The organism is Bacillus cereus group sp. BfR-BA-01349 (assembly GCF_022663795.1).
Classification (GTDB): domain Bacteria; phylum Bacillota; class Bacilli; order Bacillales; family Bacillaceae_G; genus Bacillus_A; species Bacillus_A cereus.
Window position 1 is genome coordinate 36,078 of sequence record NZ_JAKUGE010000003.1, and the last position, 11,929, is coordinate 48,006.

Genomic DNA, 11,929 nt, shown 5'->3' on the forward strand with positions numbered 1-11,929 from the left:
GTGGGCAAACGTAGATTAAAAGGTAAATCGATATATTTTGTTGGTCAGATGGTCTATTGCGGACCGAAAATAAATGCAATGTTGGGACTTATAGCTAATACAGGGGTAGCAACCTTAATTGAAAAGGGTGAGGTGAAAATACATGAACGGAGTATTGTCCGCAACGAGGATGATGAAAGGACATGAAATTGTAAAACGATGTGCTGTAGCAAGAAAAAATCCTGAGATTTTAGAAGCTATGGAGTTTGAAGCTAAGAAAAGATTATACGAAATTAACAATAGTAAATAAGGAGCGTTAGAAATATGGATCAATTAGTAGCAGTCAATGAACAACCAAATTTAAAAAATTTCACAAGTGAACTTGATGGTGAATTAGGATCGCTGGGAGTAAGCGTTGCGACTTTAACAGATGTAGAAGTTCTTTTAGCGCACTTAGTAGAGGATATGGATACAGCGGTATACAAAGGTGAGGAAATTTATTGTTTTCGTGGATTTCATAGAAAGCTAAGAGTGTATTGGCGCCTGCTCAATTATACGATGAATGAATTAAATAAAGAATATGAAAGAGTAGATGAAATTAAAGACGGATTATTTAAAGAGGTAGTGAAGAATAGTGGTAAAAACCAATAAAAAAAGATATATGAACGGCGAATTCATATATCTTCAAGAACAATTATTTATCTACTTATATTTTAACATCAAGTTAATTAGACAGCAATAGGAGGTGATATATATGCTTGATAATTTTAATAATATACCGACAGAATTGAAAAACTGTCCCCAATGGGTGGTTTGGCGTAAAGAGAAGAGAAATGGTAAACCGACAAAGGTTCCATATCAAGTAAACAACGAAATGGCGCAGGCGAATAATCGTAACACTTGGTCCACTTTTAAAACGGTTGTCGAAAAGTATAAGCAAGGTGGATATGACGGAATAGGCTTTGTATTTAGTAAACAAGATGATTACGTGGGAGTTGACTTGGATAAATGTGTTGTTGATGGGGATTTATCTGAACTGGCCCAAGAAATTATGAACATTGTTCCAAGTTACACTGAATATTCTCCCAGTGGTAAAGGGATACACATCATAGCCAAAGGGAAAATTCCATTAAGAGGTCCTGGGACAGGCAAAAAAGTTCCTTCTATTGGTCTTGAGGTATATAGACATACACGGTACTTCACATTCACGGGAGACAGTATAAATAATCATCCTGTGGAAGAATCAACTGAAAACTTAAAAATTCTTTTTCAAAAGTATATAGAAAAGAAGGAAGTGCCTGCAGCACCAAAAACATCGTCTGTTTCAAGGGAAAGTAACATAAGTAATCTCTCAAACTCAGAACTATGGGAGCGAATGTTTAATAGTAAGAATGGTAGAGCTATTAGAGATCTATTTTGTGGAATGCTTATAAATAATGATCATTCTTCCACAGATATGGCTCTAGCTAACCACCTTGCATTCTGGGCGGATAAAGATGCTGTAAAGATGGATTCAATGTTTAGGGAGTCAGCTTTAATTCGTGATAAATGGGACAAGCCACATTCTTCTGATGGTCGTACATATGGACAAATGACAATTGAAAAAGCAATTGAATCTACCCACAGTTCTGTTTCGGATTATAACCATAGTTCCGATTATATTCGAAAGAATGATGTTCATTCACCAAATAATGAACAAGTTGAAACAACGGGTATAAAGAAAGGCTCCTGGTGGAGCGAAAATAACGGAAGAACTAGTTTTTTACATCATATCATGGTCGAGTACATTTTACAGGAAAATAAAATTGTGCGTTTTCCAAATGAAGATGGTGACATCTACGTGTACAACAAAGCTACTGGAATATATGAACTTGATAAAACGTGTAGAAAATTACGTTCACTCGTTCGTGATGCAGAGATATTAAAAAGAAATCAAGTGCGTGAAGTACAAGAATACATTATGGATATGTCACCAGTGGTAAATGAGGAATCTAAGAATTATATAGCAGTAGAAAATGGTTTATTGCATCTTGATAGTATGCAATTTAAAGAGTTTACACCAGATGTATTCGTAACCAAAAAGATACCAACGAAATATAATTCAAAGGCTTTTGATTCATTTGTTGAAAAAACGCTGATGAAAGTATCTGATGAACATCTACCTACTATCAAAAACATTCATGAAATGTTTGGAGCAGTTTTGTATCCAACCTTGTTGGTTCCGAAAATGTTTTATTTATATGGACGTAGTGCCCATAATGGGAAATCCACTGTTTTATATATGATACAGAAGACGTTCAATTCTGGGGATAATATATCAGCGATAAGTCCGCAGAAATTGGCGGAAAACGCTTTTGCGGGTAGTAGTATTTATGGGAAATTGGCAAATATCGTAGATGATCAGCCCGATGAGGTAATACGTGATAGTGGAACATTAAAAACTATCATTACAGGTGGATATGTCGACATTGAATATAAAGGAAAAGGTAGTCAAACAGTACAAATGAATACGGTATGTATTACAGCTAGTAATCATTACCCTAATTTTAGAGAGCATGGCAATCAGATTAATAAACGACTGCATATTTTACCGTTTGATCATAATTTTATGAACGATCCAGATCGTATTTCTGAAATGGAAAGCATGAAACGACTTGAAACAGTAAGTGCAAAGGAATACGTCTTGAAATTGGCTGTAGATGCAATAAAAGAAATGAAGCAACGCACAGCCGATATCCTAACGTACAACGAGAAGGCGGAGGAAGCGAAACAGAACTTTATGGAATACAATGACCCACTTGCAGACTTCTTTTTTGAATATGATAAGCAGTTTTTTGAAGAAGTTAGAGGGACAGATGCTCTAAAGGCATATGACGAATGGTGCAAAGATAACCATGTTCAGTATCCATTAGGGCAAAAACAATTCAAAGATTCAGTATGTACTAAGTATGAAATGGAATGGAAAGATAAGATGATAAAAATTAATGGTTCATGGAAAACGGTTAAAGGGTTTAAAACAAAATCAGCAATAAAATAGCAATAAGCACAAACCTTAGAGTTGCAAGGCTTTAGAGTGTTTGTATTGCGGAGTAAGCAATAAAGTGGCAATAAGTATGAGCCGTAGAGCCGTAAGAGTTTATGGTGTTCGTATTGCTAGTTTTTATTAATAAGTTATTAAAAATGTATTTATGTTTATAACAAATATACGTATTAATTATTTGTGAGATAAATGCACGAATGAGATATGATAGCCAGCAATAAGCAATAAAATATGTACAAGCCTTAGAGTGACAAGGAATTGGACTTATTGCTCGCTTGTTGCTTTGTTGCCAAAAGAGTAGCAATAAATCAATTTTTATTAAAGGGGTGTGTAGAAATGGCAATTAAAAAAGTTCCAAGTGTATTAGCAATTGAACGCGATGAAAAAGGAAATCTTAGTACATGGTGTCAATACTGTAGAAAGTTTCATCATCACGGAACAGGTGAAGGACACAGGGATGCGCATTGTATAGAGGAAGATAGTCCTTATATTCGTACAGGCTATATTCTAAAGAAGATGAAGCTGGGTGGTAAAGAGATTAGTAGAAAAGAGAATTAAATCTAAGTAGGTGATATGTAATTGAATTGGTTGAAAGACTATCAGAAATTAGAACAGGACATAGCATATTTAGATTACAACTTAGATAAAACAAAGGCTGAACTAAAACGCTGGATTAGTGGCGACTTACGGAATGTTCGTCTAACTGCTGAGTCAGATGGCGCAAAAGTAGAAGTACATATTGAAGCAATTGAGTATGAACTGGCTCATAAGATGAATGACTTATATGATATGAAAAAGTTAGTGAGTACATTCAGAGGATTAGAAAATAGGATACTCAAGCTAAAGTATATCGATGGAATGAAATTAGAGAGCATAGCTGAGGAGTTAAATTATAGTACAGGCTATATCAATAAGAAACATGCTGAGATTATGAGGGAAATCAAGTTTGCAGGAGATTAAAGATAGGAGGATATAGAACTGTGGAAGGTATTGAGCAAAATGTAAGCATAGATCTATTTGGACATGTAGAAAGCATTCGATTTAAAGATAGTAAGTTGATTTTATTCTCATTTATTGATGATATACGTGGAGAATTACTTTGTGCAGCTTATAAGGATGAAAGTATCCTTTATTACCATATTGAAAGAGATAAAAGATACCATCTACAGGTGAATTTGAAGGGATTTATGAAAGAAGCTGAAAATGGTGAAACGTACCTAAACAATGGTTTGTACGTTAAAAAAGTTTATAGAGAAAAAGAGTAAATTTATAACCCCCCCTATCAAAAATAAAAGACAAGCATGCTTTGGGAGATAGGTAAGAGGGAGGCAAGTGTGCACCTCGGAAAGATTTTTAAAAAATAAAGGGGGGTGTTTGATACGAAAATGCCAATAAGGGTGTTGTAAGCCTTGCTATATCAACAATTTAGAGCATATAACCTTCAGTTTTTAAGATGGAAAATAGGGTGTTTTTATAGGGTTAATAGGTGAAAAAGTGGGGATGTTATACCTTTATTTTGTCGATAATTGTCGAAATGATATAAAAAGGAGGTGTGAGGAAAATGACTAGAAAGTATGAGACCGCATCTATGGCTCACCGAGAACTTAGGGCCAAATTCGAAATGAGCAAGGAAGAAGAATTAAGAATTAGTATTTTAAAACAGATAAAAGATGCGTTGAAAAAAATAAATAAAATGCAATGAAACTATAAAAATAAAAGGAGATATAACAATGAACTATGAAGAGATGATGAAAAAGGCAAATTTATACCATGAAATGTTGGAGGTATTAGCTAGACCATCACAATTAATTGCAGAGAGTCAGAAAAAAATTAATTCCTTAAAAAAGGAAATTGAAGAGCTTGAATCAGATGATAAACAACAAGTGTTAAACAAGTTGAATCCTAAGAAATTCTTCTTCAAAAAACAAGAATCAGTTGATGTTGAGGAACTCATTTTAAAAAAGGAAATTGAAATACGTAGAGAAGAAAAAGTAATCGAGAAATTACAAGATACAAAATTAACCGAAATTGTGGATCTTAATGGTGTTGTAAATGAGACGCAAAAGATTTTGGATAAAAAGCATAAGACTGTGGAGGAGTTAAAATCTAAAGCGTTAAAAGTAAGGGATGAATATCATAAGTTAGTAGATGAATATGAACAAGAATACTTAGAATATAAAAGGTTTGGTGAGACCGTTCGTTCTAAAGTTAATTCGGTTAAGAAAACTGATTATGTTCCTGAATACCATGGTGATAATAGCTACGCAACTGAAGGAAAACAATTGGTCGTTCATCCAGCTGATAGTGAAGTTATTAATGGAGCTAGAAAGCATGCAATTAATAGAATGATTTATTAATAATTTGTATGGTATCGGATGTGATATAAATGGAAATACGTTGTTCGGTTGGAGAACTAAAATTAACGACACGTAGTGAGAGTAAAGAAAAAATAATCAGTGGTTATGCGGTGAAATGGGACAAATGGTCTATTAAGATATACTCAAACAGGAAACAATTTTATGAGCGAGTGAGAAAAGGAGCTTTTCAAGAGTCATTGAAAGAAAAGGACCAATTTGCATTATTTAATCACAATAAAAATAAATTTTTAGGGAAAATTCAAGATGGTAGTTTAACCTTGGAAGAAGACAGTGTGGGCTTAAGTTTCAAGCTAATACTACCTGATAATGATCTAGGACAAAAAGTATACCAGGAAGTGACTAACGGTAAATTATCGCAAGTATCTTTTACCTTTGTAGATGAAAATTCAACTTGGGAAACCAAATACGAAGAAGAGTATAGGACTATTTTAAAGGCTCGTTTAAGTGAGATTAGTCCAGTCTATAATCCGGCATATCCGGATACTACTGTTGTGGAAGGCGATAAACGACAACATTTGTTGATGAAAGAACAAATTGACCATACTCTGTTTGAGCTTGAAAGGAGAGAATTAATCCGAAAGATTGACGATGTTTTGAAGGTGGGGAGTTAATCTATTCAGAGGTAGAATCAACTGTGTATCGTTTGGAAATTAAATAGTTTGACTATATTTGCAAGTATGGTGTGATTTTTAGGGATATTGATGTGAAATTGATATCCCTTTTAATTGGAAAAAGAATGTTATTGACTATTTTCGAAAATACAAGTTTATAGGTTGACGTTTTTCAGATAAAATGTAAAAATAAGAAGACGAAATATTAAAGAATGGGAGTGGCGTCTTTGCCTTTTAAACTGAATGTTAATGGAGATAGTATCAGACAAATCATTCAAAGGATTCAAGCGTCGTTGTATAAGGCTAATGATAGATTAGCAACTGATTATGGATTTAATAATGGTCATGGGATGGCAAAATGGAGTTTTATATACTCCCGTCAAATTGGGAATGATACAGAGGAGTTTACTTCATTTAAAACAAAGAGGAATGGCTGGAAAGTTGCAGGACTTGTTGATATAACAAGTAAAACTTTATTTTTCTTTCTGTCTCAGAAGAATCTTGAGGCCAGGCAACAGGGAAAGATAAAATCTAAAGTGATGTATTATATTTCTGCATTGTCAGGTATATGTAATGTGAATTTCGAGGAGAAATTAGATTTTAATCAGAGAAGAGCGATCCAGACCCAGTTAACTATGGGTTTTGATTATGATGAGGATGAAGCTCGTCAAATACATGAGGAAATGCTTCAGGTATGTCCTTGTGAAATTGAACAATTCTGTGTAATTAGTCTTGATATGAGAGGTTATGAATTAAAATCCGTTAAGGCTAATATACTAAATGAAAATTTAGATACGCTTTATGAAGAGGATTGGAGCGACTTTATTACTGTTGCTTCTAATGATGATAGTGATAAGGACGATAAACAACAAGAGCAAGAACAGCATGATTTGACGGTTTCGCTGAAGAAAAAGAAAAAGCAAACATCTGAATAAAATCGCGCTCTTCTCATAGAAAGAAAGGGATTTTTCAAGATGATCACATCTAAATTTAATGGTGAAAGATTGAAATTAGCTAGGCGCTTTAATGCAATGAGTTTATTGGATTTAGCGGAAAAGCTTTCAATATCTAAACAAATGATTTCTAAGTATGAAAAAAATATTAATCCACCTAGTGGGGAAATCATGCTACAATTGGAAGGGGTATTAGGTTTCCCAAGAAAGTTTTACTTTGAAGATGACACTGTTACAGATAAAGTAGGTAATGCTTATTTTAGAGCACTTGCTAAAACTTTGAAGAAAGATCTTGAGGCTCAGAAATTAAGATTAGACTTTCTTTCAATTATTTATCAACTTATTAATGAGTATATTGATTTGCCTACAGAAAACTTACCTACTTTAGATATAGATAGTATGAGCATAGAAGAAATGGCTGTACAAGCTAGGGAATTTTGGGAACTAGGAGATAAGCCAATTAAAAATATGGTGGAGCTCTTAGAGATAAATGGAATAATTGTTTCTACCTCAAGAATAAATGTTTCTGAAATTGATGCATATACACAGACAAGGAAAATAAATGGTTCAGATGTTTATTTTGTAGTATTAGGTAATGATAAAGGGAGTAGATATAGAAGGCAGTTTGATGCAGCTCATGAGCTTGCTCACATATTGATTCATGAACCATACCTTGACTTATCTACATTGTCCAAGGATGAGGAAAGAGAAATGGAACAACAGGCAAATGATTTTGCTAGTGCATTTCTATTACCTAAAGAACCTTTTATTAGAGATGTTAGTATGTTTCCGATTGACCTAGACCATTATGTTTTTATGAAGAAGAAATGGCATGTTTCTGTGGGAGTAATGGTTAGAAGAGCGTACAATTTAGGGGTAATCACTTTCAATCAATATTCGTATCTGCAAAGACAAATGAGTAAAAATGGTTGGAGAAAAAAAGAACCACTAGATGGACAATCTAAGCCCACAAGCCCAGTTTTAATTAAAAAGTCAATTCTTGCATTGCTTGAAAATAATGTATTTGATGGTAATAGCATTTTAGACGAACTTTCAAATGAGTATCAATTGAGCCTACGTGAAGATATGTTTGAAGCATTGACTGGTTTAGAAGGAGGTACACTAGCTAACTTTAGAAATGAAAGTTCTAACGTTGTGTTAGCATTAAAAAGAAATATTAACGCTAGATCGAATAAAACGGTATAAATAGATTAGTGAAACTTAGCTGTTACTCTTTAAAAAGCACTGAATGAAGTATATATTCAGTGCTTTTTTGATTTGGATTATCGCTGTTTGATTTAAGGGGTATTGGTTCTAGAAAAACCATTACTTTACATATTAGGTTATATATAATATTATAATTTAAAAGAACATTCGTTTGGATTGGGAGGTGTTAAATAATGAATAGAATACTTGAAGCAGGCCTGCAGGCGCTTAAACAACTTAGAGAACCAATTCTGTTTATTCCTTTAACTGTAATGGCATGTTTTTGTGGCTATCGTAGCATCAAAATTTTTAGTTATGTACCAGCTGAATTTTTAGATTTGGTCCCATTTTCTCTGACAGATACCGCAACGCATGTTGAAGGTATGCTTTTCTCCTTCCTAACTGGAATAATACTTGTCCTATTAGCTTCATCATTAATATATTTAATGAGTACAGAGAGTGATGAATATCCAATTTGGGCTAATATCTTTTTTGCGATTATTGGTATTGCTTTCATGGTAATAGGTTTATATTTCCTTGGATTAGCAATATATTTATTATGTGCAATCTTAGTTATAGTCATAGTGGCTTTTCTTTGGGTAAATAGTAGTAATAAAAAATGAAAACATCCAAATGGATGTTTTTTCATTTCTATGAGTATTTTTTAGTTCATTGTTGTAGTTTTAAAAAGGAAAGATTAATAGAAATCAAATTGGATTTATATATATTAAACGAAAATAATTCCGGATAAGGTTCAAATGGAAAACGTCATTAAGGCGTTTTAGTATACAGATTTTTTATTCAGCCTCGAAGCGTAAAGTGATTAAAACTCCTAATGTAAGTTCAGTAATTACAACTACATCTTTGTCTTTTTCATCATCATAATCAACCGATTTTATTTTTCCACCTACAAAGTTAGCTGAAATACTTGTTATTGATTCCGAATCTAGCAATTTACCAATCTCAACATTTTGTTTTTTAGGCACATGGCCTATGTGAAATTCTTTGCCGTCTAAATTAACAATTACTTTAATTGCATTTTTATCAAATTCGTTATTAGGATCTTTTATAAATGAGATATAATCCCCAAATTCAACATCTTCAAATTCAGATGCTTCTCCCCATATCTCTAGTAATTCTTTATTAGTATATCCCCCGTATGATTCAATATCATATTCTTTAGCAATTGCACGAGCGATTCTTCTTAGAAGTGGTTGTATGTCTTTACCTTTGTCGTTATCGAAAGTAACCCCTGCAATGTTAAAAGTGAGGGTGTTATTAGTTTCTAATTTAATTGGTAAAGGGGAAGATACTGGACTTGGCTCTGATTTCGGTTCTAAAGTCTGTTGTTCGGGTAGGATTTCTTCAATTTCTGTTCTAGGATCTTCCACATATGTATTTATTACTTCTACTACTTCTTCCTTGATATTTTCTATTTTAGGTTCATGATGAGTGTGGCTAGTCGTATCAATATTGTCTATTTCGACTGTAGTCGTTTCTAAATCAGATATTCTTCTAACTTGTTTTTCTTTTGCTTTAAAAGCCTTTTTATATTGCTTAAAATCTTGTTTCTCAACCTTGAATTTCTCACCTGTTGCCGCATTTTTCACCATGTATGTTTTAGTGAAAAATTCTTTTCCAAAGTAAACAAATGGAGCTAGCATCAAAGAAAACCCGAGGGTTGGAATGAATAAAAGAAAAGCAAGAATGAATATCCATATATCTAAGGTGGAATTTACTCTTTTTAATATTAAACGTTTTCCAGTTGCAGCCTGGGCTTGTTCTAATTGTTGCATACGTTGTAATGATGCGACTGTATCATAACTCATGAAATGACCTCCTTGAATTATTTTTTCATTCTATTTAAAGCTTTATCCATTTGACGTTCATTTGCTTGTGTTGCACTACTTGTTGCATTTTCAACGCCGCGGTAGTTGTATTTAGTGTTTTGCCAGAAGTCAAAAGCAAAATCTTTTAATGGCTTTTCTGGTGCATTTCTATCAACTATTTGTGATTTAAAAATATTCGTTAACATATATTCATGGTTAGATACATTTTTAATATAATTTTTATCTTTATATTCTTTAATGATGTCATCACCAAATTGTTTTACTTCAGCCTGTGATGGTTTGTAATCATGAGCAAATTTGCTTATTTCATCAAATTTTTCTGTTGTGGTTCTACTACTCGAAGATACTTCTTTTACTTTTTCTTCCCACTCTATTGATTGTGCAGGCACTCGAGCAGTTTCTTGTACAGGCTTTGCTGTATCCTTTGTTATAGTGTCTTCTTTTTTAGTTTGTTCTTTCTTTTGCGATAATCCAAAGTCTAAAATAACATCTACTTTGCTATCGTTAAACAATATATAAACATAACCATCTTCTTCTACACCATCTAATGCAGGATATTTATATTCAACAAGTGATGGATTGAATTGATTAACGCTTTCTTCTCCTTTTCCGCCTACAATTTTCTCGACCTCTTTCATACTCATTCCGTTTTTAATCTGTTTAAATTCTTCTTTAGAAATTTTCTCATCACCTGTGCTGCATGCTGAAAGTATAGTTACTATAACAAGTAATAATGCCAAAAAAATTTTTTTCAATGCTAAACCTCCTTGAAGTAATACCTAAATCATACCAATTTTACGTAACAACTGTAAATATTACGTTTTATAAATTGATTAAAGGTATTAATCTAACTCAAAGCGAACTTATCCATATTCCAATTTAAAGGGTGATTAAATGATTATTAGAGAAGGTATTGAAGTTACTAAGATTACTTTAGATGGTTATGAATTGCCGATTCCAGAAGGCTTTTCTGAATTTCTACTTCGTGCGGGGTATTGGAGATACGGTGAAAAAATAGAAACGTCAGTTGATGAGGAATTTTTAGCGCAATATGAAAGGAAAACTGTTTTAGAAGATGGTAAGTTATGCACCATATTCACTTATAAAGGGAATAAAAAGAAAAGGGGTAAAAAATCATGAATAAAAGGGAGGGGCTTAAGGAAAGAAAAGAACGGACTGTGTTAGATAACCCGCCTAGTGATGAAACGGCATTGAAAATGGCAGAGTTTTTTATGAGAACGTCGGTACCTCGTATATTAGCGGAAATGAAAGCTACAGAAGAAGCTAAAAAGAAATTAATGTAATAAGGTGAATTTCTTATATATTAATAACTTTATGTGGTAATATTCATTTACAACATAAGGGGGAAACAAAGTGAATATAGCATTAATTATTACATCAATTATTTCATTAGCTACATTATTTGTATCAATTTATAACGCTAGAACCTTGAATGAAAATAAAGAAAAAGATCGTAGGATTGCCGTAGAATTATCCGAAAAAAGAAGAATGCAAAATGATTTATTTGAACACATTACAAAAGTTCTTGATATAGGTAGAAGGTGTGATGTAGAAACTGATGAAAAAGAAAAGCAAAAAATGAAATTTGAATTGTTAGATCACAAAATATTTATTTGGATTAATTTAGATAGAAAAAATAAGTTCTCAAAAGATCTAAGGGAAAATTGTAATAGATATATTATTTGGTGTGCTGATTTTTTAAGCGCAGCGGATGAAGAGAAAAAATTACATTATCAGAGAGCTTCTGAGAAAAATAAACAGATTATATGGGTGCTAATTGATAAATATATTGAGGAAGAAAATAAATTAATCGAAGGATTAATGTAGTCACATTCAATGGAGTGTGACTTTTTCTTATATCTTGGATATATATCCCTGTTAAAAAATATAG

At 32.8% G+C, this 11,929-nt stretch carries 17 protein-coding genes; 15 read left to right on the forward strand and 2 right to left on the reverse strand.

Annotated elements, in window-relative coordinates; all coding sequences use genetic code 11:
- Positions 1-142 precede the first annotated feature (142 nt).
- The 12 genes from MR169_RS02880 to MR169_RS02935 all read left to right on the forward strand — a co-directional run bounded on the left by MR169_RS02880 (position 143) and on the right by MR169_RS02935 (position 8,790).
- Positions 143-289, forward strand: a complete 147-nt coding sequence (locus tag MR169_RS02880) for a hypothetical protein (protein WP_001014689.1) — start codon at positions 143-145, stop codon at positions 287-289.
- 14 nt (positions 290-303) lie between these two features.
- Positions 304-630, forward strand: coding sequence for a hypothetical protein (locus MR169_RS02885; protein ID WP_000372569.1), 327 nt, complete (start codon positions 304-306; stop codon positions 628-630).
- 103 nt (positions 631-733) lie between these two features.
- The gene (locus tag MR169_RS02890) at positions 734-3,016 is read left to right on the forward strand and encodes a phage/plasmid primase, P4 family (protein ID WP_242318863.1); all 2,283 of its coding nucleotides are present in this window, start codon (positions 734-736) and stop codon (positions 3,014-3,016) included.
- A 339-nt stretch (positions 3,017-3,355) separates the two neighbouring features.
- On the forward strand, positions 3,356-3,577 hold the full coding sequence (locus tag MR169_RS02895; RefSeq protein ID WP_242318864.1) for a hypothetical protein: 222 nt from the start codon (positions 3,356-3,358) through the stop codon (positions 3,575-3,577).
- A 21-nt stretch (positions 3,578-3,598) separates the two neighbouring features.
- A complete protein-coding gene (locus tag MR169_RS02900) occupies positions 3,599-3,979 on the forward strand; it encodes a hypothetical protein (RefSeq protein WP_242318865.1) in 381 nt (126 codons plus the stop codon).
- Between the two features lie 20 nt (positions 3,980-3,999).
- On the forward strand, positions 4,000-4,284 hold the full coding sequence (locus MR169_RS02905) for a hypothetical protein (protein ID WP_242318866.1): 285 nt from the start codon (positions 4,000-4,002) through the stop codon (positions 4,282-4,284).
- 296 nt (positions 4,285-4,580) lie between these two features.
- On the forward strand, positions 4,581-4,721 hold the full coding sequence (locus tag MR169_RS02910; RefSeq protein WP_242318867.1) for a hypothetical protein: 141 nt from the start codon (positions 4,581-4,583) through the stop codon (positions 4,719-4,721).
- A 28-nt stretch (positions 4,722-4,749) separates the two neighbouring features.
- Complete coding sequence (locus tag MR169_RS02915; protein ID WP_242318868.1) at positions 4,750-5,376, forward strand: hypothetical protein; 627 nt, start codon at positions 4,750-4,752, stop codon at positions 5,374-5,376.
- A 29-nt stretch (positions 5,377-5,405) separates the two neighbouring features.
- A complete protein-coding gene (locus tag MR169_RS02920) occupies positions 5,406-6,008 on the forward strand; it encodes an HK97 family phage prohead protease (protein WP_242318869.1) in 603 nt (200 codons plus the stop codon).
- Between the two features lie 227 nt (positions 6,009-6,235).
- Positions 6,236-6,943 carry a DUF5986 family protein gene (locus tag MR169_RS02925; protein WP_255846422.1) on the forward strand — a complete coding sequence of 236 codons (708 nt, stop codon included), beginning with the start codon at positions 6,236-6,238 and terminating at the stop codon, positions 6,941-6,943.
- A 39-nt stretch (positions 6,944-6,982) separates the two neighbouring features.
- Positions 6,983-8,167: an XRE family transcriptional regulator gene (locus MR169_RS02930; RefSeq protein WP_242318870.1), complete on the forward strand. Its 1,185-nt coding sequence runs from the start codon at positions 6,983-6,985 to the stop codon at positions 8,165-8,167.
- Between the two features lie 194 nt (positions 8,168-8,361).
- On the forward strand, positions 8,362-8,790 hold the full coding sequence (locus MR169_RS02935) for a hypothetical protein (protein WP_242318871.1): 429 nt from the start codon (positions 8,362-8,364) through the stop codon (positions 8,788-8,790).
- 174 nt (positions 8,791-8,964) lie between these two features.
- Here the strand turns inward: MR169_RS02935 and MR169_RS02940 are convergent, their stop codons facing one another.
- The gene (locus tag MR169_RS02940; protein WP_242318872.1) at positions 8,965-9,996 is read right to left on the reverse strand and encodes an HIRAN domain-containing protein; all 1,032 of its coding nucleotides are present in this window, start codon (positions 9,994-9,996) and stop codon (positions 8,965-8,967) included.
- A 17-nt stretch (positions 9,997-10,013) separates the two neighbouring features.
- On the reverse strand, positions 10,014-10,772 hold the full coding sequence (locus tag MR169_RS02945) for a hypothetical protein (protein WP_242318873.1): 759 nt from the start codon (positions 10,770-10,772) through the stop codon (positions 10,014-10,016).
- Between the two features lie 139 nt (positions 10,773-10,911).
- On the opposite strand from MR169_RS02945, the gene MR169_RS02950 reads away from it, so the two are divergent.
- From MR169_RS02950 to MR169_RS02960, 3 genes are all read left to right on the forward strand, one after another.
- Complete coding sequence (locus MR169_RS02950; protein ID WP_242318874.1) at positions 10,912-11,157, forward strand: hypothetical protein; 246 nt, start codon at positions 10,912-10,914, stop codon at positions 11,155-11,157.
- Positions 11,154-11,321 (forward strand): hypothetical protein, encoded by a 168-nt coding sequence (locus MR169_RS02955; protein ID WP_242318875.1) that lies wholly within the window; start codon positions 11,154-11,156, stop codon positions 11,319-11,321. Before MR169_RS02950 ends, MR169_RS02955 begins: the two co-directional genes overlap by 4 nt.
- A gap of 70 nt (positions 11,322-11,391) precedes the next feature.
- On the forward strand, positions 11,392-11,865 hold the full coding sequence (locus tag MR169_RS02960; RefSeq protein ID WP_242318876.1) for a hypothetical protein: 474 nt from the start codon (positions 11,392-11,394) through the stop codon (positions 11,863-11,865).
- The last annotated feature ends 64 nt before the right edge of the window (positions 11,866-11,929 follow it).